The 23,615-nt window shown below is 40.7% G+C and carries 20 protein-coding genes and 1 riboswitch; of the genes, 8 read left to right on the top strand and 12 right to left on the bottom strand.

The annotated features are described in order from the left end of the window. Positions 1 to 315: 315 nt before the first annotated feature. Positions 316 to 2,916, bottom strand: a complete 2,601-nt coding sequence (locus tag BMX30_RS11615) for a calcium-translocating P-type ATPase, PMCA-type (RefSeq protein WP_090745419.1) — start codon at positions 2,914 to 2,916, stop codon at positions 316 to 318. 154 nt (positions 2,917 to 3,070) lie between these two features. Between BMX30_RS11615 and BMX30_RS23550 the strand changes: the two genes are divergently transcribed. Continuing rightward, the gene (locus BMX30_RS23550) at positions 3,071 to 3,217 is read left to right on the top strand and encodes a hypothetical protein (RefSeq protein ID WP_170843858.1); all 147 of its coding nucleotides are present in this window, start codon (positions 3,071 to 3,073) and stop codon (positions 3,215 to 3,217) included. Between the two features lie 53 nt (positions 3,218 to 3,270). Here BMX30_RS23550 and sdaAA read toward each other — a convergent pair whose 3' ends face one another. Next, positions 3,271 to 4,170 (bottom strand): L-serine ammonia-lyase, iron-sulfur-dependent, subunit alpha, encoded by a 900-nt coding sequence (gene sdaAA / locus BMX30_RS11610; RefSeq protein ID WP_090745416.1) that lies wholly within the window; start codon positions 4,168 to 4,170, stop codon positions 3,271 to 3,273. 86 nt (positions 4,171 to 4,256) lie between these two features. Beyond that, complete coding sequence (sdaAB, locus tag BMX30_RS11605; protein ID WP_090745413.1) at positions 4,257 to 4,919, bottom strand: L-serine ammonia-lyase, iron-sulfur-dependent subunit beta; 663 nt, start codon at positions 4,917 to 4,919, stop codon at positions 4,257 to 4,259. Between the two features lie 338 nt (positions 4,920 to 5,257). Between sdaAB and BMX30_RS11600 the strand changes: the two genes are divergently transcribed. Next, on the top strand, positions 5,258 to 6,133 hold the full coding sequence (locus BMX30_RS11600; protein WP_244532572.1) for a C39 family peptidase: 876 nt from the start codon (positions 5,258 to 5,260) through the stop codon (positions 6,131 to 6,133). A gap of 130 nt (positions 6,134 to 6,263) precedes the next feature. After that, entirely contained in the window at positions 6,264 to 6,629 is a 366-nt protein-coding gene (locus BMX30_RS11595; RefSeq protein ID WP_090745410.1) for a hypothetical protein, read from the top strand. 19 nt (positions 6,630 to 6,648) lie between these two features. Here the strand turns inward: BMX30_RS11595 and BMX30_RS11590 are convergent, their stop codons facing one another. Beyond that, positions 6,649 to 8,241, bottom strand: a complete 1,593-nt coding sequence (locus tag BMX30_RS11590) for an aspartate:alanine exchanger family transporter (protein ID WP_090745407.1) — start codon at positions 8,239 to 8,241, stop codon at positions 6,649 to 6,651. A gap of 668 nt (positions 8,242 to 8,909) precedes the next feature. Here BMX30_RS11590 and BMX30_RS11585 point away from each other — a divergent pair. The 3 genes from BMX30_RS11585 (at position 8,910) to BMX30_RS11575 (ending at position 11,533) form a co-directional block, all read left to right on the top strand. After that, positions 8,910 to 9,542 (top strand): LbetaH domain-containing protein, encoded by a 633-nt coding sequence (locus tag BMX30_RS11585; RefSeq protein ID WP_090745403.1) that lies wholly within the window; start codon positions 8,910 to 8,912, stop codon positions 9,540 to 9,542. A 431-nt stretch (positions 9,543 to 9,973) separates the two neighbouring features. Next, positions 9,974 to 11,089, top strand: coding sequence for a cysteine desulfurase family protein (locus BMX30_RS11580; protein ID WP_090745401.1), 1,116 nt, complete (start codon positions 9,974 to 9,976; stop codon positions 11,087 to 11,089). A 216-nt stretch (positions 11,090 to 11,305) separates the two neighbouring features. Next, entirely contained in the window at positions 11,306 to 11,533 is a 228-nt protein-coding gene (locus BMX30_RS11575; protein ID WP_090745398.1) for a hypothetical protein, read from the top strand. 71 nt (positions 11,534 to 11,604) lie between these two features. Here the strand turns inward: BMX30_RS11575 and brnQ are convergent, their stop codons facing one another. Both brnQ and glmS read right to left on the bottom strand, forming a co-directional pair. Further along, complete coding sequence (gene brnQ, locus BMX30_RS11570) at positions 11,605 to 12,960, bottom strand: branched-chain amino acid transport system II carrier protein (RefSeq protein WP_090745395.1); 1,356 nt, start codon at positions 12,958 to 12,960, stop codon at positions 11,605 to 11,607. A 248-nt stretch (positions 12,961 to 13,208) separates the two neighbouring features. Continuing rightward, entirely contained in the window at positions 13,209 to 15,011 is a 1,803-nt protein-coding gene (glmS, locus tag BMX30_RS11565) for a glutamine--fructose-6-phosphate transaminase (isomerizing) (RefSeq protein WP_090745392.1), read from the bottom strand. A gap of 751 nt (positions 15,012 to 15,762) precedes the next feature. On the opposite strand from glmS, the gene BMX30_RS11555 reads away from it, so the two are divergent. After that, a complete protein-coding gene (locus BMX30_RS11555; protein ID WP_090745386.1) occupies positions 15,763 to 16,932 on the top strand; it encodes a pyridoxal-phosphate-dependent aminotransferase family protein in 1,170 nt (389 codons plus the stop codon). 74 nt (positions 16,933 to 17,006) lie between these two features. Here BMX30_RS11555 and BMX30_RS11550 read toward each other — a convergent pair whose 3' ends face one another. The 6 genes from BMX30_RS11550 to BMX30_RS11525 all read right to left on the bottom strand — a co-directional run bounded on the left by BMX30_RS11550 (position 17,007) and on the right by BMX30_RS11525 (position 22,855). Further along, the gene (locus tag BMX30_RS11550) at positions 17,007 to 18,491 is read right to left on the bottom strand and encodes a sodium:solute symporter family protein (RefSeq protein ID WP_090745382.1); all 1,485 of its coding nucleotides are present in this window, start codon (positions 18,489 to 18,491) and stop codon (positions 17,007 to 17,009) included. 1 nt (position 18,492) lies between these two features. Beyond that, a complete protein-coding gene (locus tag BMX30_RS11545; RefSeq protein WP_090745378.1) occupies positions 18,493 to 18,675 on the bottom strand; it encodes a hypothetical protein in 183 nt (60 codons plus the stop codon). A 175-nt stretch (positions 18,676 to 18,850) separates the two neighbouring features. Next, entirely contained in the window at positions 18,851 to 19,606 is a 756-nt protein-coding gene (locus BMX30_RS11540) for a MerR family transcriptional regulator (RefSeq protein WP_090745375.1), read from the bottom strand. A gap of 148 nt (positions 19,607 to 19,754) precedes the next feature. After that, positions 19,755 to 21,881, bottom strand: a complete 2,127-nt coding sequence (locus BMX30_RS11535) for a carboxypeptidase-like regulatory domain-containing protein (RefSeq protein ID WP_139195394.1) — start codon at positions 21,879 to 21,881, stop codon at positions 19,755 to 19,757. A 109-nt stretch (positions 21,882 to 21,990) separates the two neighbouring features. Beyond that, complete coding sequence (locus BMX30_RS11530) at positions 21,991 to 22,308, bottom strand: hypothetical protein (RefSeq protein ID WP_090745370.1); 318 nt, start codon at positions 22,306 to 22,308, stop codon at positions 21,991 to 21,993. Next, positions 22,268 to 22,855: an RNA polymerase sigma factor gene (locus tag BMX30_RS11525; protein ID WP_244532571.1), complete on the bottom strand. Its 588-nt coding sequence runs from the start codon at positions 22,853 to 22,855 to the stop codon at positions 22,268 to 22,270. The genes BMX30_RS11530 and BMX30_RS11525 overlap by 41 nt, the downstream gene beginning before the upstream one ends. Before the next feature lie 320 nt (positions 22,856 to 23,175). Beyond that, positions 23,176 to 23,252: riboswitch (glycine riboswitch) on the top strand. Positions 23,253 to 23,339: 87 nt separating this feature from the next. Between BMX30_RS11525 and BMX30_RS11520 the strand changes: the two genes are divergently transcribed. Further along, on the top strand, positions 23,340 to 23,615 hold the full coding sequence (locus tag BMX30_RS11520) for an ACT domain-containing protein (RefSeq protein WP_090745367.1): 276 nt from the start codon (positions 23,340 to 23,342) through the stop codon (positions 23,613 to 23,615).

Raw genomic sequence — 23,615 nt, 5'->3', positions numbered from 1 at the left:
AAAGAGACTGGGCTTTTTTATTTTAAAGCGAGGCTATTGTTTAAAAGATTGTTGTTTTTTCATTGTTTTTGTAAATGAGAACTTTTAATGACACCGGTTGATTGGAGCGTAAGGTGCGAGACTCCTGCGGGAGCAGCGGGACAGGTGAGACCCCACAGCGAGGAACGAGCGAGGAGGCTCACCGCACGCCCCGCGGAAAGCGAGCATCCTGGAGCGGAAAGCAACCTCTCCTTGTTCAGTAGCAACAACGTTTACGAAAAATAGCCTAAAGAGAAGTGCTAATGTGACCATCAACACCCCCGTTTAACCTAGCTTTTATTTTACAAAAATTAATTTATATAATTGAATTACCACGAATGGCACTAATGCCAAACCATAGATGGTTCCTAATTGGGCCCCAGTTAGAACAGCAATTTCAAATACTCCCATTAGCGGCGGCAATAATAACACGATGTGAAGAAGAGCCACTCCAATGATGACCGCTAACCAAAGGTATTTATTACTGAACAGTCCAATTTTAAATATCGAGTAGTTACTTCTAGCATTGAAACCATGAAATAGCCTTGCTAAACATAGAGTAGCGAATGCCATTGTACTGGCAATTAAGGGATCTCCAGTAGATAAACCAATATGAAAGGCAACCAACGTAGAGATAGCGATGATTATCCCCTCTACAAGAACCCGACGAGTAAACGACTTGTTCAATAAAGGAACATCAATATCCCTAGGCTTTTCCTTCATAATATTTTCGTTATGAGGCTCAAGTCCAATGGCAATCGCTGGAAGACTGTCAGTAACTAGGTTAATGAATAGTAGATGGACTGCAGCGAATGGCACTGGAAGAGCTAGAATTGATGCATAAATAACGGTTAATACTGCACCAGTATTTCCTGATAAAAGGAAACGGATGGCATTTTGGATATTAGCATAGATGCTTCGACCATTTGAGATTGCCTTCACGATGGTGGAAAAGTTATCATCGGTAAGGACCATTGAGGATGCTTCCTTCGCTACCTCTGTACCCGTAATTCCCATAGCGACACCGATGTCTGCCTGTTTCAAGGCTGGTCCATCATTGACACCATCCCCTGTCATTGCGACAACATTTCCATTCTCCTGCCATGCTCTAACAATCCTAATCTTATGCTCTGGGGAAACCCGTGCAAACACAGAAAGATCGGCGACTTTTTCCTTGAGCATATCATCGGACCATTTTTCAATTTCAGAGCCCTCTATGGCTTCCGACTCATTCTTTAAGATACCAATGTCCTTCGCAATTGCAGAGGCCGTAATTTTATGGTCACCTGTAATCATTACTGGCTTAATTCCAGCTTCAATACAAGCTGCTACTGCTTCATACGATTCTGTTCTTGGTGGGTCCATCATTGAAACCAAGCCGACAAAGGTTAAATCATTTTCGTCTTTAAAATCGATTTCTTGCCCTTCTTTCAGCTCTTTGTATGCAAAGCCGAGCACACGTAAGCCGTTCATCGAGAAGTCGTGATTTGTTTTTTCAATTTCCTTTTTATGTTCATCCGTAAAATTCTCTACACCTTTAGATGTTTCGATTTTTACGATTCTAGATAAAAGGACGTCCAATGCCCCTTTTGTTAACATATAATTCTTGCCTTCATACTTATTGACTGTACTCATCAGTTTTCGATCAGAGTCAAATGGTAGTTCTTGCAACCGTGGATATTCCTCTCTGACCTTCAGTTCGTCAAGTTGATACGTTTCACCAAAGTTAACAAGGGCAATTTCAGTCGGGTCACCAATTTCTTTTTTCTCTGTGGTCACTGAGTCATTACATAAGAGCCCCATTAAAACAATTTGCTTTTCAATTGGGTTTTCTAGGTTTAATTGTTCTTGCTCAACTACCTTATTGTCTACATAAACCTTTTGAACGGTCATTTTATTTTGGGTAAGTGTACCTGTTTTATCTGAACAAATGACCGAAATACTTCCAAGGCTCTCAACGGCATGAAGCTTCCTGACTATTGCATTTTCTTTTGCCATCTTCTGAGTCCCAAACGCTAGAACAATCGTAACAATCGAGCTTAATGCTTCAGGAATCGCAGCCACCGCAAGGGCTACGGCAAACATGAAGGATTCGACGATTTCATTTCCACGGAATAAATCGAGACCAAAGATGATGAGGGCTACAGCAATAATTCCAATGGCTAACCGTTTTCCAAAATGATCTAAGCTAGCTTGAAGAGGAGTCTTCTTTTCAGCAGCCGATTCAAGAAGGTTGGCGATTTTTCCAATTTCGGTACTCATCCCGGTATTGGTGACGACCACAACCCCTCTACCATATGTGGCAAAGCTCCCGGAGAAAACCATATTCTTTTTATCACCAATTGGTACATCATCTTTATCAATTGGGTCAACTTCTTTTAAAACACTTAAAGACTCCCCAGTTAAGGAGCTTTCATTAATTTGTAAGCTATGATTTTCAAGTATTCTCCCATCTGCACTTACAAAATCTCCTGCATCTAGGAACAAGATGTCTCCCACGACCACTTCTCTCGAAGGAATTTCTACCTTTTCTCCATTTCTCAATACCTTTGCTGTTGGCGAGGAGAGAGCCTTAAGACTGTTTAAACTCTGTTCCGCCTTACGATGCTGCACCGTTCCTAATATTGCATTTAGTAAAACAACTACCATGATAACAATCGTGCTCTCTAGCTTACCTAAAAAGGCGGAGATGAGCGCAGCAACTATTAGAATAATCACCAAAAAATCTTTAAACTGCTCAATAAACACTTGAAATGTTGTTTTGCGCTTTCCCTCTGCCAATTCATTGTAGCCAAATTGTTCTAGCCTTTTATCAACTTCCTCGGTAGTTAAGCCCTTATCAGTTGTATTTAGCTCTTTCAACACTTCTCCCGAGGGTTTCCTAAAAAACTCGCTCATTTCGATAATCTCCTTCCAAAGTCCAATCCTAACGCACCATTTAAGCTCTTTTCATTTTAGTATCACAAAAATCTAATGTTTTATCATAATTTAAACTAATTTCTTGATGATGATTCTTTATGTTGGGAAGAATATTCTTTAGAGGGGGAAATCGATGATGAAAGATGACCTAGGAACAAAAAGGAACAATAGTCTGATGCAGGATCTAATGGCACCTCAAAGTAAGCAAAGAAGTTCTACAGATTTTAGCAGTTCAACCCTAAGACGTATCGCCTTTATGGAGCATGGACGTTCTCGTTAAAAAAAAGCACACCAACTGAACGTGAAGTTCTTTGGTGTGCTTTCTATCATTTATTATACCAGATAATCCTTCAATTTCGTCTTCGGTTTTCCAAAAATTTCTGCTGCAAGTCTTCGCCCAGTTGGCGTTGCTGCAAGTCCCCCCTCAGCCGTTTCTCTTAAAGCTGATGGCATTGACTGTCCGATTGCATACATGGCACCAATGACTTCATCACACGGAATCCTGCTCGTTATCCCAGCTAGAGCCATATCAGCAGCTGTTAATGCATTGGAGGCTCCCATTGCATTCCGCTTTACACACGGTACTTCAACCAGTCCAGCTACCGGGTCACAAACTAGGCCAAGCATATTTTTCAGTGTGATTGCCATCGCTTCTGCACTCTGCTGTGGTGTGCCACCTGCCATTTCTACAATCGCCGCCGCTGCCATGCCGGCTGCAGATCCCACTTCCGCTTGACATCCACCAGCTGCCCCTGAAATCGATGCATTATTAGCAATAACAAAGCCAAAAGCTGCTGCGGTAAATAAAAATTCAATCATTTCTTCTCTTGTTGGATTTAACTGGTTTTTCACTGCGAATAAGGTACCAGGTACCACTCCCGCAGACCCCGCCGTCGGAGTTGCACAGATAATGCCCATTGCCGCATTTACTTCATTGGTACCCATTGCCTTGCTAACAGCGTCCAATAGCAATGGGCCAGTTAATGATTTCCCACTGTTAATATAGTTTTGCAGCAATACCGCATCCCCACCGGTTAGGCCAGTTTGAGACTTTACTCCACCTAGGCCCCGTTCCACGGCTTGTTCCATTACGGTTAGATTAGTGTCCATCTTTGCAAGAATCTCTTCTCGAGTCAGACCTGAAACTTCTATTTCTTGCCGGATCATAATCTCGGCGATTTTCACTTGATGTTGTTCTGCCAACGCAACAAGTTCTGCTACATTTCGAAACATTGCTTGTCCTCCTGATGCTTCGTATTTCCTTCGTTTATCTAATCGCTTTTCACGTTTACTCCCTAAACCTAATTTACTCTCTCTGTCTACTCGACCATCCGGATGACTCTTGATACATTGGAGAGACTTCTTAATTCATCAATAACCTTGTCTTCTATCTTCTGGTCAACCTCTATGACCATAATTGCCATTTCTCCTTTTTCCTTACGAGCAACTTCCATGTGACCGATATTGATTTCATATGTTGACAACACGGATGTAACCGAAGATATAATCCCAAAACGGTCACGATGAATGACTAGAATGGCTGGGTCACCTGATAACTTCAATTTAAACGAATTGATTTCTGTAATTTCAATTGTCCCGCCACCGATAGAGATTCCGATGACTTCCATTTCATTTTCGTTATCATCGAACATATTTATTTTCACCGTATTAGGATGTTCTGGTACTGCTTCTTCAGTTTGAAAAAACACTTCCATGCCAGCCTTTTCGGCGATTTGCAGCGAATTCCTTATGCGCTCATCGAATGTATCGAAATCTAACAGACCTGCTACAAGTGCCAAATCCGTCCCATGACCTTTATAGGTACTCGCAAAGGAGCCGTATAGTGATATGACTACCCTTTTAGGCTGTTTTTCAAATAAAGTACGAGCTACTCTTCCAATCCTTGCTGCACCAGCGGTATGGGAACTGGATGGTCCAATCATCACCGGACCAATGATATCAAAAGCTGAACGATACTTCATATGAATGCTCCTTTTTTCCTTTATATATTTTATTTTACATCAAACGTTATTGTGTTAACTATTTTTGATATTCGCTTTACCTTACCATTCAATTAGTGGATTCTCTACCTTTAACGGTATGAAAACAAAAACCTAGAAATGTCTCCTGACAAGACTTTTGCGGGAACAGTTCTCCCAAATATCAAACATACACCGGAAGGATGAATGCTGCAAGAGAAACTTGAAGAAACAGGTTCCCATTCTTCCAACTACTCACCAAAATTGGCTCAAAGCCTCTAAGATATCATAAAGAACAATGGGGAAAACCAAACATACACCTTTCATTAGGAGTTGACTAAATGCGTTCTAAAAAAATGCTTAGTATTCCGCTTAGATGGTCAAAGACAACTCCTTTAAAATGGACTCTAACTTTGATCCTTATGGCAGGTTGTGGAACAGACCCGACAGCTCAATCATCAAAATCGGATAGAAGTATTGATGAACAGCCTAAAATTAGGTTGGAGAGTTCTAAAGAAGAAAACGTAAAAATTCAAGAGGGAAAAAAGGGTAAAGAAAACAAAAGTTCAATCGTTCAAGTTGAGAATAAAACTGAAAATAATGCTTCGCCTACAACAGAAAAGAACCGAGAGCAGAAGATTCTTATTGACGCTCCCTTTATAAAGCAAAAACCTGAATTGCCTAGAGGCTGTGAGGTAACAAGCTTGGCGATGTTATTGAATCATGCTGGTGTTTCTGTAGATAAGATGACACTGGCTAATAAGGTCGCAAAAGTTCCGTTTGAAGAAAATGGAGTTCGAGGGAATTTAAACGATGGCTTTGTTGGAAATATGCGGACCATGGGGAAACCTGGAATAGGTGTATACCACGGACCAATCAAGAATTTAGCTGAAGCGTATGTACCTGGTAAGGTGGTCGATTTTACTGGAAAGGATTTTAGTGAGGTTATTGCCCATCTGGATCAAAAACGACCAGTATGGGTCATTGTTACAAGTACCTACGATGTCGTTCCTGAGGGTGAGTGGCAAACGTGGAAAACAAGCAGTGGGCCTCTGAAAATCACATATAATATGCATTCCGTCTTGGTTACAGGGTATGATAAGGACTCTGTTTACGTAAATGATCCACTGCATTCAAAAAATCGAAAATTACGAAAGAAACCGTTTATTGCAGGATGGGAGCAACTGGGCGGACAAGCAATTACAATAACTAAGTAAATTGTATCCAAGTAGACATGTCTACTTGGTTTTTTTATGGGGCGGGTGTTGGCTTACCGGACAATCCACTTATTAAAGGGAATCAGATTGGAAATAAAGGTAATAAAAGCATTAAGGGGAGGTAGAAACCATGCGCGGGATCTATTTTATCAATGACCAAATTGAAATTAATGGGCTTTCAAAAGCAGAAAGTTATCAACTTCAAGAACAATCACTGTTAACTTGTATAGAAAGTAATGAAATTCAGCCTGTTAAATTAAATCCGTATCAACTAAATACTCATTATACGATTTTACATGCACTTTTATATGATTTAAAGGCAACGAATATTCAACTAGATTGTTTTTGCTTTTACTCTAATGAGGTACTCGATGATTTTATCACGACCTATCCTGCCCGCTGGCTTATGATTAAAAGTTATTTTGATAGGATTATACCCAATTGTAAGGTGCCAGGCACCATCCAGAATATGGATGAACGAAAGGCCCACTCCTAGTGGGCCTTTCCGAGAGTTCTTATAGGAAAAAGATTAGTAATTGCGAGGTTATCGCTACAAAAATTAGTGCAAAGGGATAGGCTGCTGCGTAGGCGATTGCAGGTTCTTCTGAATGAATGAGTTGATTTACTGAACCTAGGCCAGGCGTGCTCGTCATTCCTCCACAAAGTGCACCGAGTGAGTGTAAAACACTTAGTTTAAACCATTTCTTTGCGATGAAATATCCCGCAAAAATTGGTGCCATCGTAATTAATGTGCCTCCAAAAACAAGTCCCAACCCTTCTGCTTTCACAACATCGACTATCCCCTGACCAGCAGTGGTCCCAGCGCCAGCCAGGAATAGCACAAGACCAATATCTTGGATGACCCGTGTGGAAGGTTGATAATATCTTGCTTGAATTGGCCCAACTTTCCCAAAGTGGCCAATAATTAACGCCATAAACAAGGGACCCCCAGCAACCCCAAAGGTAATGGTCCCTAACCCAGGTAAGTGAATAGGAATCATCCCAAATAAAATCCCAATCATCAGAATAAAGCTTAAGGATAAAAGATGAACATTGGTTACGGTTAGATGATTTCTACTAAATAATGTCTCTACCTCATCTAAGCGATCCTCACTACTAACTAGCGTAAGGACATCTCCTCGTTCCAACCGCCACTTTCGGTTTTGATTGAACTCAAATCCCCCACGTTCAATTCTCGTGACAGTCACACCGTGATTTTTTCTTAAACCGATGTCCTTTAACGTTTTGCCGATCATTTCTTCGGAGGCCACGACCACTTTCCGCAACTCGACGTGATCTGAATTAACGAGATTCGCTTCGACTTTCACCCCAACATCTCTGCAAAGTTGCTCTAACCCCTCCCGTAATCCAACTGCTACAAGGCAATCTCCTTTTAAAATAACGGTATCGTTCAAAGCGATTATATTTCTATTCCCTCTAATGACCCGGCTAATAACAACAGAGTTGTACCGATGAAACTTTAATTCATCCAGTGTCCTTTTGTTAACAGCAGGATTCGTAACCTCAATCGTCATTAATTCTGGTGACTCTTCATTTCGCACAGGACCTGTAGACTCTTTTAGATCCTTCTCCAAATCAACCTTTAAAACCCTAGGTAAAAGTTGAACAAATAACACGACTGCAATGACACCAAACGGATAGGCGATTCCGTATCCAACTGATGCTAAGGGATCGTTCGTTGCCTGTAGTGCTGCCGCTAACCCTGGTGTACTCGTAAGTGCTCCTGTCATTAGTCCAATACTTAACGCTGGAGAAAAATGAAACAATTTAGCTACAATCACCGTTACAATAGCGGCTATCAGCACAATAAGTAATCCAATAATTCCAAAGATAATCCCACTTGAGCGCATCATCCGAAAAAAACGTGGCCCCGCCTGTAGGCCTACTGCGACAATAAATAAACTTAAACCTAATTGCTGAACAGTACTCGAAATCTGAAATCCAAAATGACCAAATACCATGGCAACGAGTAGCACACCAGAAGATCCTAAACTAAGACCTTTTATGCTCGCTTTCCCAACAATGGATCCGATAAATAAAATAATAAACAATAATAATAACTGATCTTCTAATAAGGAGCTAACCAATCGAAATTCCTTCTTCCCAAAAAAGTAAATGAAACATATCCTTTATTTTAGACCTAAAGTGAGAAGGAATATGTATCGATATTGTGACACCCTGAACAAATAAAGCTATCTACACATTACCTCCCTTATTATTCCGGACTATATTCTTCACTTCGTTATAGTTGTATAACATCATCTATTGAAACCCCTAAAATAAAGTACAAATACTCAGTGCAATGGTTAAAAGAAGGATATCGATATTAATCAAACGTTTGATTAAATTGGACCTATTATATAGAGGCTCAACCTACTTTAGGTGGAAGTTAATTATTTATTAGCTTATATCCTACCATTGCCACTTAGAAAGCGTACGGTTCATTTCCACTTCAATATAATTGTATTTTAATTTCCTACAATAAGGTAAGGTATTGATAATACCGTCTTTGGAGCTATAAGCAGTTACTTCTCTCATACTCCCACACCCTGAAGAAGTGGGCTTTCGCGTTCGGGAAATTCTGTAATCATTTAATATCACTAAGATCTCGGGCGCCCAGTCTCTCCACTCTGAAATTTTCAAGTGTATTTCATCCCTGTCAAGAAGGTTTCTAATGTCGGTCAAAATTACGTCTGCTTTGTATTTTCACCTCATAGTCTATTTATAGATTGGAAAAAGAGAGGAGACTGTTTAGATGGTTCCATATCCATATCCGATTGTTTATCAGAATCCACCTGTTGCCGAGGTAACGAGTGTTAGTTATCCAAAGATAAGCCGAAAGGCAGTGATCGGAACCGATTCAATGATTATTGGGGACATTACCATTGCCGATGACGTTTATATTGGCTTTAAAAATTTGCTGCGTGCTGATTCTGGTCATCCTTATTATGTTGGCCCATATACGAATATACAGGATTATGTCTTAATGCATGTTCATCCAGGTAGAGAGCACGTGGTTGTAAATAATCAAAAATGGGGCGTATTTCTAGAGGGCATGAACAGCGTCCTTCATCATGCTGCTGTACACGGACCGTTATTTATCGGTAAAAACACGTTTATTGGGCAGCATGCGAATATCTATGATGCTGTAATTGGAAGAGACTGCGTCGTTATGCATGGTGCAACCGTCACAAATGGGGTCAAAATAGCCGATAACCGATTTGTAGCGCCTGGCCAGTCGGTGTGGCAGCAATCAGAAGCTGATAAACTTCCCCCGGTTCCAGAAAAATTCAAAGACCTAAACCGTTCAATTGTTGATCACTATTATCGACTTGGAAAATCTTATGGGTTAAATACACCATTAGCCTATAGTTATTCAGGGGGGTAAAAATAAGCCTCCCTTTTAATCCGATATTAACAGTTAGTAATTCTTTTTATGTATATACAAGTTGTTAACCTCGAAAAATGTCGTAAGGTTTTTATTGAACAATGTAAGCGTTTCCATTTATAATGAAAGCAGGCGGATGGCATGCGTGGTCATCATGGTATTTGGCGTAGGTGGGGCCAATACAGTTTAAAGAAACCTTTATCTAGAAAAAACACTATTTCCACAAACTTATAAGGACACAGGAGAGAATATATTTCTTCTGTGTCCTTTATTTTTTCTCTACTGTTCTCCGTTGTACACCGCCCTTTTCCAATTGAACAAATTAGATACATTGAAAATCGTTTTATAGAAGACCAGAAGGATGTTACAGTAGAATTAATAGATTTAGAGAGATATATCAACTAGGTTTTTGAGATGATAGGAGGATATCCGTGCAACAAATATACTTAGACTATAATGCAAGCACGCCAATTGCTCCGGAGGTTAAGGAAGCAATGCTACCCTATTTAGAACAATATTATGGAAATCCATCTGCCCTTCACTTTGCCGGCATTCATGGTAAAGAGGCTGTTGAGCAAGCGAGATCACAAGTTGCTTCGCTTCTTAATTGTTCAACAAACGAAGTGATTTTTACCAGCGGTGGAAGTGAATCTAATAACCATGTTCTTAAAGGGGTCTTTCAGAGTTACAGAGAAAAAGGGAATCATATCATCACGACCAAAATTGAACACCCCGCCATTTTGAACCCCTGTAAGTACCTTGAGAACCATGGGGCGAAAATCACCTACGTTAATGTAGATGAATACGGCAAAGTGAATCCCCTCGATATTGAGCAAGCCCTCACGGACAGGACGATTTTAATTTCCGTGATGCATTCAAACAATGAGGTCGGAACGATCCAACCGATAGAGGAAATTGGCAAGATTGCCAGGGAACACGGTATCCTATTCCATACGGATGCATCGCAATCCGTTGGGAAGGTTCCTTTAAATGTGGATACGCTAAATATTGATTTTTTAACGATTGCTGGTCATAAGGTTTATGCACCTAAGGGTGTTGGCGCCTTGTATATTAGAGAAGGAATTGAAATCGAGCCACTCATACACGGGGCAGGGCATGAACGTGGAAAAAGAGCCGGGACGGAAAATGTTTTACAAGTTGTTGGGTTAGGTCGTGCTTGTGAATTAGCCGCTATCAGTGACAGAGAAAATGAAAAAATCCTACAGTTAAGAGAGGATTTCTGGCATCAATTACAACTACTTCCCCACCTTAGTCTTTCTTTGAATGGGCATCCAGAAGATCGGTTACCGAATACCCTAAATGTAAATTTTGAAAATCGAATTGGGCAGGACATCCTCACCTCCCTCCCTCAAATCGCAGCCTCGACTGGATCCGCTTGTCATGCAGGCGAAGTAAACTTATCTCCTGTCTTAAAAGCAATGGGAGTAAAGGAATCCGTCGGGATGGGGGCTATTCGGTTTAGTTTAGGGAGGTATACGACGAAGCAAGAAATTGATACGGTTGTACAATTACTCCGGACAATCTAAATCAGAAAAGGTGATTACTATGGACAATGGATATTTTGTTGGGTGGGGAACCTTAGCCCTCATTAACGCTGGTCTGGCTCAGGGGAAAAATAGATCAGGTATGAGCTGGTTTTTACTATCTTTGCTCCTAGGACCGTTTGCAACCTTTCTAATCGTTGTAATGGAAAAACTTCCCGGGCAGAGGTAAATTTAATTTTCACCATGGAGAGTGAGACATTGAAAACAATTGGCGGAGCTATTTTAGCTACAATCATTTTATTTTTTAGTAGTTTGTTTATTGTTTCACCGATTCTATCCAATTTAGGCTACTCATCTGTAGATAGCTCTTACCATCTGCAAACACATGCACTAATCGTTACGTTAATTTTCACCGTCATCCTGTGTACATTGATTGGAGTAAAGTATATTTTAGAAGAAATAAAAAAACTTCAGAGTAAAAAATAGATTATGATTTTAATATATAAAAAGAGAGCGCCTTCTATATCAGCGCTCTCTTTTTTACTATTCAATAGTCCTTAGGCTTTCACAGTAGAAACATGCTGGATTCTAGAAATCACACTTGTTAAGATGATAACGATCAAAGCTGGTAGCAACCATCCAAGCCCTTCATTATAAAATGGGAGGGTTTGTTCATACAAATCGATAATTGGAACCATCCACCCATAATAACTAATTTCAAGTAAATTACAGAATGTCTTCAATCCATCAAAAATGCTGATTAAGAAGGTAATCGCTATTGTAGAAATATAGACAAGGCGCGCATGACCAAACAAAGGAGACATGAAAGCCAAAATCATTAAGACGATTGCAAGTGGATACAAGAACATTAATACAGGGATTGAAAACGTAATAATATTGGCAAGTCCAAAGTTCGCAATCACAAATGTCACGACTGTAAACAAAACAACCAATGTTTTATAACTGAATCTTGGGAATAGTGAATGGAAATACTCAGCACAAGAAATCATTAAACCAATCGCTGTTGTTAAACAAGCTAAGATAATCATTACCGCTAAAAAAACAGACCCAATAGTGCCAAAATAATAAGAGACAGCGCTACTTAACACGGGACCACCTGTTGCAGCGATGCCAACCACATCTACACTTGTCGCACCTAAATAGGCAATTCCTACATAAATCGCGCCTAACAAGGTAATTGCAACAACGCCAGATTTAGCCGTTGAAACTAGAATTCCCTTATTTGAGGTGACTCCCATCGCACGGATGGCTTTAATGACAATAATCCCAAACACTAGGGATGCCAATGCATCCATCGTATTATACCCCTCTAGAAACCCTTTAACAAAAGCTCCATTTTGGTAGGCCTCTTGGGGAGCCTGAATCTCTCCCATTGGCTTGAAAATCACAACTAATAAAAGAATAGCAATCAACCCTACCAACCCGGGAGCTAGAAATTTCCCCACAGTATTGACAATCTGTCCAGGATATAATGAAAAAACAAGTGTAGCTGCAAAGAACAGAACCGTAAACAGAATTAGCCCCGTTTGCTGGAATCCTTCACTTACAAATGGCGCAATTCCTACTTCATATGCAACTGTACCGGTACGAGGAGCTGCAAAGAATGGCCCAATCGTTAGGTAAAGAAGGGATGTGAAAAAGACACCATAAGCAGGATGTACCCTACCTGCAAGCTCCTGTAAATCCCGACTACCTGAAAAACTCATCGCCAAGATCCCAAGTAACGGCAAACCAACTCCTGTGATTAAAAAAGCCGTAACTGCCGGCCAAAAATTGGTTCCCGCATTTTGACCTAATTGTGCTGGGAAAATTAGATTTCCCGCTCCGAAAAATAACGCAAATAACATAAATCCTATCGTAGCATATGATGAAAAGGATAATTTTTCTTTCATTTTTTTATTTCCTCCAACTAGTGTTTCCTCTGTTTTTTACTTTTTAAAATTGCTAGAATATTTTTTCAATATAATGACAATGAACTCATAATAATACTTTCCTAATAAAATTGCAACAAAAATCGACAAATTTCTCTGGGGAAAAACTACCACTTATTTCGCACTGACAGAAATTACTTTTATAGGAATAAAAAAAATCCGAAGGGCTGAAAAAAATTCAGGTTACCTTCGGATTTTAAGTTTAATGATTACTCGACAGTAACGGATTTTGCCAAGTTTCTTGGTTTATCAACATCACAGTCACGGTGCAGTGCCGCGTAATAAGAAATCAACTGCATTGGAACAACAGAGATAAGAGGTGTTAATAATTCGTGTACTTCTGGGATGACAAAGCGATCTTCATCTGTGTTCAAGCCGTCCATTGAAATGATGCATGGATTCGCCCCACGTGCGACGACTTCTTTGACATTTCCACGGATGCTTAAGTTAACAAATTTTTGAGTTGCAAGCGCGATAACAGGTGTACCTTCTTCAATCAAGGCAATCGTACCGTGCTTAAGTTCGCCACCAGCAAAACCTTCAGCCTGAATATAGGAAATCTCCTTAAGTTTCAAGGCACCTTCTAAGCCGACATAAAAGTCAATTCCACGTCCAATAAAGAAACAGTTTCTTGTTACAGATAAATACTCACGAGCAATTGCTTCGAACTCTTCTTTTGAATCACGAAGAACCTCCATTGCATTTGCAACAATCCCTAGCTCTTGGACAAGGCTAAATGGAACTTCAATGTCACGGCTTTTCGCAGTCACTTCAGCTAAAATCGCTAAAACAGCAAGCTGAGCTGTATAAGCTTTCGTTGATGCCACGGCAATTTCAGGTCCAGCATGAAGAAGCAACGTATAGTCCGCTTCACGTGACAATGTTGAACCTTGAACATTTGTGATTGTCAGGGATTTATGGCCCATCTCTTTTATCTGAACAAGAACTTGACGGCTATCAGCTGTTTCTCCACTTTGAGATATGAAAATGAATAATGGTTTTTTCGATAGTAGCGGCATATTGTAGCCAAACTCACTAGAGATATGCACTTCTACTGGAATTTGTGCCATTCTTTCAAGAAACTGCTTCCCAACTAACCCTGCGTGATAAGAAGTACCTGCAGCAATAATGTAAATACGGTCAGAATCATTCATGGCAGACAGAATATCCTGATCAATCTGAAGCTCACCACTATCGTTTTGATAGTTTTGAATGATTTTACGCATAACTGCTGGCTGCTCATCGATTTCCTTAAGCATATAGTGTGGGTATGTTCCTTTTTCAATATCACTCGCATCAAGTTCAGCTGTATAAGGTTCACGGTTGATGACATCGCCGTTAAGGTTCTGAATCGTTACTTCATCCTTTTTGACAAGAACCATTTCTTTATCCATTAGTTCTACATACTTATCTGTTACTTGGAGCATCGCCATTGCATCACTTGCAACAACATTAAAGCCAAATCCTAACCCGACAAGTAGCGGACTTTTGTTTTTCGCAACATAAATGGTTTCTTTGTCTTGTTCGTCAATAAGTGCAAGTGCATATGATCCATGTAAAAGTGTTAGCGTTTTGCGGAACGCTTCTTCAACAGTTAAACCGTCGTTAACAAATAGTTCAACCAATTGAACGATGACTTCTGTATCAGTTTCACTTTTCAAGGTAACTTTTTGCAAATACTCGCGCTTAAGGAGGTCATAGTTTTCAATAACCCCATTATGAACAAGGGTGAATCTTGCAGAATCACTTTGATGTGGATGAGAGTTCGTTTTGCTTGGAACTCCGTGAGTTGCCCAACGTGTATGGCCAATCCCTGTGTTTGCCTCAACGTTGTTATCAACCGCTTCTCTTAGGTCAGCAATCCGACCTTTTTCCTTAAAGATACGAACGCCATCGTTATTGATGACAGCAATCCCTGCTGAATCATATCCACGGTATTCCAGCTTCTCTAAGCCTTTTAATAAAATTTCTTTCGAATCATTATATCCAATATATCCAACAATACCACACATACTTCTTTTCCTCCTTAGACGATAGAGGGCAAGAAGCCTCGGGGGCTCCCTGCCCCCTTATCTCTGGTTAAATAAAGGTCAGATACTTTCTCCAACCGTTTTAGATTTTAGCATTCCCTTCTCTTTGTGCATTAAGTTACCCTAATGTTTTAAAGCAGGAATCACGGCTGTGCTATTCAGCCGGGAGGCATCCGCCGAAAACTCGATAAACCTCCACCTCGTCAACTAATTCTCTTGTTCGGACAGAATTAGCCCTGGCGCTTTAAATGAACCTTCCTTTTCGTATTTGACTCCTACCCACCTTTCTCTTTAATTTCATGTAAAACAGGATTATCATACATGAGGAATGATATCCCGTCAACTGGAAAACTGTGTTACCTATAGCTTAACCCAGTAGAGGAACATGACTCCTATGCTAATTATTATGCATCGGCGGATAGATAGGTTCTCCTTAAAGGATATGGCAAAGGCCCAGAACATGTGAAAGCCTAAATAAGAGTCCCTCCTGTGGGTTGGAATTTTGGATGGGGTCACTGGTGGCATCACCGGATGGTAAAAACCTGGAAGGTGCCAGGCACCTTCCAGGTTTTTACCATCCGGGTTTAATGTGTAAACTGTTTTGCTCTCCTGATCTAATAGTAGATAATGTAATAAAGTTTACAAATAAAGTACAGTTTAAAGGTTTTTTTATCTGTAAAATAGAAGATAGAATTGTTTAATTACTTTATAAACACTAAGGGGATGGATGGCTTTGCGTAATGAGGAAATGTTGCTTATACCTGGACCAACACCTGTGGTCGATTCAATCTACGATGCTCTTGGACAGGAAACCCGTAGCCACACGGATGCAAGGTTTGCGGCGATTTATCGTAGTTCAATTGAAAAGACAAGGGAAATGTTAAAGACCGATGGCGAAGTCTTTGTTATTTCTGGGTCAGGAACACTGGCAATGGAAATGGCTTTAATTAATACCGTTGCACCAGGTGAAAAGGTTTTGGTTATTAGCCAAGGCTATTTTGGTGATCGCTTCATCAAATTAGGGGAAGCTTTTGGGTATGAGGTAGAAGTTGTCCAATCTGAATGGGGGAAACAAGTTCAGCCACTTGATGTTGAAAGCATTCTTGCGGGAGGAAGTTTTAAAGCCGTCACCATTACCCACGCAGACACCTCTACTGGAGTCGCTGCTGATTTGGATGCCCTTATTCCAATCATAAAAAAACATGGTGCTCTTGTTATTCTTGATGGCGTTTGTGCGACCGCTGCAATGGAGGAAGATATGAGTAAAAGTTACGGTGCGGCTAATGCCAAAATTGATGTACTTTTAACAGGTTCACAAAAAGCGATTGGCGTTCCTCCAGGCCTAGCAATTGTTGCCTTTAACCAAACGGCACTAGTTGCTCGTGAACAATTAGGTCGAGTACCAGCTTACTACACAGATATTTATAACTGGATCCCGATTATGCATGACCCACAGAAGTACTTTGCCACTCCACCAGTAAACCTTGTCTACGCATACAATGAAGGGATGAGGCTTGTACTCGAAGAAGGAATGGAGAACCGTTATCAACGGCATGCTGCCTACGGAAAAGCGGTAAGGGCTGCCTTGGCTGTTTACGGGATGAATGCCCTCGCTGAGGAAAATGCTGCAGCAGCAACACTTAGTTGCATCCTTTACCCAGAAGGATTAGACGATGTTGCTTTCCGTACTGCCCTTGCGCAAAAAGGATTGATTGTTGCGGGAGCGTTGGCTCATTTAGCCGGTAAAGCATTCCGTATTGGCCATATGGGCAATACCACGGAAGATATGTTAGAAAAGGCGATTGTTCTAATTGGAGAAACTCTGACAGAACTTGGTTTTGTCGTAGATGTAAAGGCTGCAACAGAAAAATTCAAAGAAATCGCATACGTTAGAGCTGTTTAATGAAAACGGCAACCTTCCCATCAAGGGCGGTTGCCGTTTTTTTACAAGCTAGGTTTTTACTTTGTTAGACCACCTTAAGATTTATTAGGTGATAGTTTTTGTTTCAACTCTGAATTCACATAATCAATAAATTCCGTTGCTTTTTCTGTAGGTGCTTTCGTAAGCAGGCTAACAACGATAAATAAGACAGTTGATGAAGCTAGTCCCCAAACACCAGAACCTAAGCCGAACGGTTTTACTGCGGTCATTTCTAGAATAAGCACAAGGATTCCACTAATTGAGACACTAGCAATCACCCCAGCAGCTGTTCCCTTTTTCCAAAAAAATGCACCGATGATGGCGGGCACGGATACGGCGAGTCCTGCGGAAGAAGCGACTGATAACACCGCAATAAGATCCAATTGCAATTCAGCAAAGGCAAAAGCCATGATTGCAATGATTGGCATAACGATTTTTCCAATGGCTAATTGGCGACGCTCGTCTACCCCTTTACGTAAGTTGCCATAAACATCTCTTGCAAACAACGATGCAAGTGTTAGCATAATTGAATCAATTGTAGAGATAGCTGCGGCAATAATCGCGACCATGACGATAAGCCCAAGGACAGGTGGAACTAGTTCAGAAGATAATAAGCTCGGTGTAGCTTTATCCGCATTTTCCAAACCTGGGAACATGATGATGGCCGAATATCCCCATAAAACAGAAACTAACGTATAAACAAGACCAAATCCTAAAAATCCTAATAACATTGTCCTTAAGCTTTTTAATGAGGAAGGCATAAACATCCTCTGGCTAACTTGTGGGTTGGAAAGACTAAAGAACAACCATGGAACTGTCATGGATAAAAACGTAGCAAAGCTCCAGAAGCCATTTCCTGGCACCGTTAATGTCTCAGGATGGTTTGCTTCCAACGTGCCAAAAAACTCACGAAATCCACCCAAACCTTGGATTAGAAGTAAAACAACAATAGTGGAGGCAACAATCATTAACAAAGCTTGTAACGAATCCGTCCACATAACGGACCGTATTCCGGCGATAAAAGAAAATACAATGGCTAAAACGGTTGCAATGACTACACCAGTTGTGAAGGAAATTCCCCCGTTTGTCATTCCCTCAACCAAATATCCAACCCCAGCCAACTGAACCGCACTATAGGGGATTAAAAATATGCAGCTCGCTAAAGCAATGACCACCGATACCAACTTATGATTATAGCGGTCCCCCAACATTTCGACTGGAGTTACATAGCCATATTTATTTCCAACTAACCAAAACCTTGGTCCAAAAAAGGCAACCAGCGTGACGCCGGCAAAATAAATAATTTCAAACCCTAAGGCACCAACGCCGCCTCGATAGGTTAAACCTGCTAAACCGACCATCATAAAAGCGCTGTAGGTTGTCGCACTATAGCTCAAGGCCGAAACAAACCCATTCATTTTCCGGTTGCCAAGGAAGTAGCCTGACATGCTTGTCTCTTTGCCACTTCTGGACAAATAAGCAATATATAAAGAAACAATAATATAAATAACAATACCCCACCAGATAAAACTATTGCTCAAACTAAGACCTCCAATTCCTTGTGATGAATAAATTAATGATAATCACCACAACCCCAACCAAAATCCAAAGGAGAAAACTCCCATACCACCTTTCAACGCCCGTTAAAACTGTATAGGGAATAAAATAAGCACTTAAAATAACTAAAATGCTCATGATCCCCCAAAATAATTCCCGTTTTGCCATTTAGCTCCTCCTCATTATTGGCATGTCCTAACTTAATTCCGTGATAAATCTATTTTAATAATTCCTATCGATATAATCAAAATTTACTGAAGAAACTCAAAAAAAGACTCCTCATATTAGGTTGGTAGTATGCCCGATAACCTAATTTTTAGGAGTTTTTTCTAAAGTTCACCTATTATTTTGTATAAATAAGAATTGCGTCTCTCAAGAACTCTGCTGTACCTACCTGTTCTTTGTCGTAATAAGCTGTGAATCTTTCATCAGCCACGTACATTTGCGCAAGCCCCGCATGAGCTTCTTTGCTATACTGCGGCCAATAATAGGAGATCCACTGTTTATGCAAATCTGCTGCTTTTTGGGCCAGTTCACTCTCTGGATCTCCTGTGAGAAAAGACTCGGCTAAGGCTGTGCGGATATCTTGCTCTAGTTTTGTTACTTTTTCGTAGTCTTCCTGACTCATATTTAAAAGTTTAGCATTGGATTGGTTAACCGCCTCGTCCCCATACTTTCCACGGACTTCCTGCCCATATACTTTTTCATTGTCCTCGATTAATTTTTTCTTAAATCCGTTAAACTTCTCTTTATCAGACATTTTTGTTCTCCCCTCTGTTAATGCTAGTGATTTTTCTACATTGGCAATTAATAGGTTTAACCGGTCGCGTTTTTCGATAAGCTTTTCGCGGTGGTCTTCTAGCGCTTTGCCCACATCAAACGAAGGTGCTGTCATCAGCTCCGTAATCTTATCCAAACGAACGCCAAGCTCCCGGTAAAAAAGGATTTGCTGGAGTTGGTTTACTTCTGCTTGACCATAAATCCTATATCCAGATGAATTGATTCGTGCCGGTGGAAGAAGACCAATTTCATCATAATACCTTAACGTTCGTGTACTTACACCCGCCAAACTTGCTAAACTCTGGATCGTATATTCCATCAGCCCACCTCCTAAACCGAGCATACACCTTAACGCTACGTAAAGGTCAAATGTTAATTTAATATTGGTAATTTCCTGGGTGGTGCCAGGCACCACCCAGGAAATTACCATTCAGTTTTTTGTAAAAGAAAAGCGGCTTTCGCCGCTTTTATCGTGTTTCTTTTAGAGCCATGAGAAATTGCTTTAGTTGAGGTTTATTGGTTGTTTCAAGCCATTTATTTAGTCGGTCATGGTCATCGTCAAAATATAGCTTCAACACTTGTTGAATTTCCTTTTCATAGTCATCAAATTTTCTTTCCTCGATGCTCATTTCTTGAATAATCCCTTGCCAATCCGTATTCCCCGAGCTAGATACACGCTCAGGGTACTTTCCCGCTAGCTTCCCGACCACTTCGAACGATTCACCATCATACAGTTCTAGCGCTAACAAGCTCCCGATAAACCTGTTGCCACCGTCATTTTCCAATGACTCATTAAAAGCTTGCTTTGCCTGGGCAAGGCTCCCCTGTTTCATTAACGCGGTCGCATGGACACCAAGAACATAGTCAGATGAACGACCACCGTTTAATTCAACGTAGCGATTGTACCAATATAGATACTCCTTCCACGCTCGCTTTTCATAGTAATGCTGGGCCAAATCAAAGGCCACTTCAGGTGATTTAGATTTCTCAGCCCACTTTATCATGTATGGCAAAGCCACTTCATCTCTAGTATGACCACTTTGACTTGCCTCTGCTCCAATTAAACGGATAATCATCCTTAAGCTATGCCGATCATTTGGGTCGTTTTCATAGTCTTCTTTATATTGCTGATAGGCCTGCTCTACTTTTTTATCCAAAAACAATTGATCAGCTTCCGACAGCTCACGTTCTTTTAAATAAAAGAACGGTAGGTTACCAATTGTCTCCTCATCGAGACGATAGCCATTGCTTTGTGTAATCATCTCACCGTTTTTATCAAAAGCTCTAACTGCCCATGAAAAACGGTTCTCCGTATTCGTAAAGGCCAGTATCGAAACCGGATCAACACTCGACCAATCTTCGGTATCTTCAAACACAATCCCAACTGGTTGGTCATACAGTTCCTCAACCGAGACAGTCAACTGATTCCCCTTTACATTTTCCTTAAAAGTAGTTCCAATAGAACCAGATTCAAGATTAACACTTAAATGGATATCATAAGAGGCGGCCCCTTCTACTTCCTCCCAGGCAAACTTCACTTCCTCTGTTGTCACAGTCTCCTGATTGACTGGGCCATGAAGCTCTAGTAAGGGATGAAGCGTTACCTCCAAAGTTTCGCTCTCTTGACCGTCAATTTCCACCCACTCATCATATTGCACAGGCCAAGTCCAGCCATCGATTTGATCAAAATTAAGACCTAAATAAAGTTGATAACTCCCTGGAATCACACGACTGAATTCAAAATTCCCTTCTTTGTCTGTCACTAACTGATAGGGTTCATCTTCAAAAACACTATGATGGACGCTATGTTCTTCCCTTAAAAACACTCCGGCATTAGCTACTGGTTTCCCATCACTCCGGATAACCTTTCCTTTCACAGTCGTGTTCCCACGAGAGTTCTGATGAACCGCACTCTCTAAATGCTGTTTTAGTGACTCAAGCTGTTCCAAAGCAACCGGACGGCCTTCAAGATGGTCAGGAAATTGTCGCTGTTCATCCGCATATTTTTGCTGGTATATCTCTAGTTCTTTTTCGGTAAAATCCAGCGCTTCATCTAGGCCTCTTTCATGAATGACCACTTCTGCTTCCAAACTGGCTAAAGCTCCAATTTGATGGAAGTCCTCTTGAGTCAACTTTTCTTTCGCCTTATCGATGAGAGAGCGTGCCTTTTCAACATCGGCATGCTTCAGGAACATTTTTATTCGTTCAGACTCAAGCTCGAACTTATTACTACTATACTGACTATCAGCATACCGCTCTGAAGCCAGCCTCAACGCTTCATCTGCTTTTTCTAACTGATCTTCCCTTTGATAATAAAAGGACAGCTGTCTCGCTGTTGTTGTTAGATAGCCATCAATCGGTCCACTTTCTAGATATCTTTGGAGATAAGGAAACTTTTCTTCCCACGTAAACCTCATTTCTAGAGATTGATTGTTAACCTGAGTAGAAGATGGTCCAACATAGACATCAAAACGGTTAGAAATCCCGTCATCAAGCATATACCGCCTGATAAGATTCCACCTTTGTTCAGGAAAGATAGGACTTTCTAATGCCTGAAGAACCTTCTCTTTGCCATCAGCTTCGCCCTCCGCCATCTGCTTTTCGCCTAAAAACAAATCTAATTGAGGAAGAATTAACAGAGACGTTAGAGGGACTAACAGGAGAAAGCCAATTATAGTAAGGACAAGGTGTTTTAATTTGATTCTAATTTTCACGAAGTACCACTACCCTTTCCAGTTCATCCTCCCAATACACGTTGCCTCCAACTTCGACTAACTGCCGGCTAATAGAGTGGTTTTGCTGTTTCTGTTCCATTCCCATCCCCCAAGAGAATATTAAGAGAGAGAAAATCGCAAAAACAGGGACCAATGGAATCTCGATTTCTTTATTCCAAAAAGTAGCTAGCTTTTCTTTCGCAGAAACTGGATGCGTTCTGTTCAACACCTCTTGATGCTGGGTAAACTTTACATGCTGGAGCTCATCATTGAGCCGTTTTTTTATTGCTTCTTTCTCCTGTCTCATCGTCTTCACCTCTCAGTAAAATCTCTTTTAACTTGGACCGTCCCCTTAACAATCGAGATTTAATAGTGCTTTCATTCGCCTTTAAATAAAGGGCCATTTCAGTTATTTTCATGTCATTAAAATAAAATAGAGTGATTGCTTCTCGGTACTTATAATCAAGCTGATGAATTGCTTCCGCCAATTCCTGACTCTCTAGGAGCTGGATGAGATGATCTTCAGGATCCAATGTACTTTCATCGGCCTCATAACGCTCGATTAGGTCAAAACGGGGAACCATTCTTTTCCAACTCGGCTTCCTCATATGCGATCGGCAACGATTGATAAGAATAGAAGTCAGCCAGCTTTTTAACTTTACATGGTCTGTGAGCTGATTTATTTTGTCATAACCGCTTATAAACGTATCCTGCACGGCTTCCTCCGCTCCTTGTTCGTCCTTGATAAGTAAAATAGCCGTACGGAGCAAATAATCCCGTATGTATTCATCAGTTCCACTAGAGCTGATTCTTCTTTCCGCATTAACCGGTCCACAAGCCCCAAGCCAGCTCACCTCCTTCTCAACCGAACATGTACTATATAGATGCAACTACTTCCAAAATAGTTGCAAAAAAACTCCTCATTTTAATTAAAACAAGAAATCCCCCCATGTACCATCCAAATAATTGTCAGGTGCCAGGCACCATCCAGTTTCTGGATGGTGCCTGGCATTTAATAATTTTTTTGGTTGACCAAAACGGGAAACACTGTTAAATTATTTCATTATAGAGTGGTTAATGGTGAAAATGGTTTGGTTTTCCATACATTGTCCATCTAAATTATTTAACACAACTAAATGAGCAAGCAATGAAGGTTATGGGTAACACTATAACTGGAGCAGCTTCTGGAGAGACCGCATATTGCGGCGCCGAAGGATTCACAATCTCAGGCAAAAGGACAGAAGAGTAACAGAACAATTTGTTATTCTGACACCTAATGAGATTGGAGAGCTTCCAATCTCTTTTTTTATTTCTAAAAAAACTTTTGAGGTGAGTGCATTGAACCAAAGACGAGCAGTGGTAAGTGTAATTGGAAAAGATCAGGTAGGAATTATTGCAAAGGTTACAACCGTCCTTGCAGATGAAAAGGTAAATATTTTGGATATTAGTCAGACGATTTTGCAAGACTTTTTTACGATGATGATGATTGTTGATGTGACATCACTTGAAAATCTAGATGCCCTGCAACAGAAGTTATCAGAACTCGGAAGCCCACTTGGTTTAACAATCCAGGTCCAGCTCGAAGAAATCTTCCAAGCGATGCACCGTGTATAA

The organism is Mesobacillus persicus, assembly GCF_900109925.1.
In the GTDB taxonomy this organism is placed as follows: Bacteria; Bacillota; Bacilli; order Bacillales; family Cytobacillaceae; genus Mesobacillus_B; species Mesobacillus_B persicus.
Note: the sequence above shows the minus strand (reverse complement) of the source record. Positions and strands in the feature narration are given on the sequence as shown.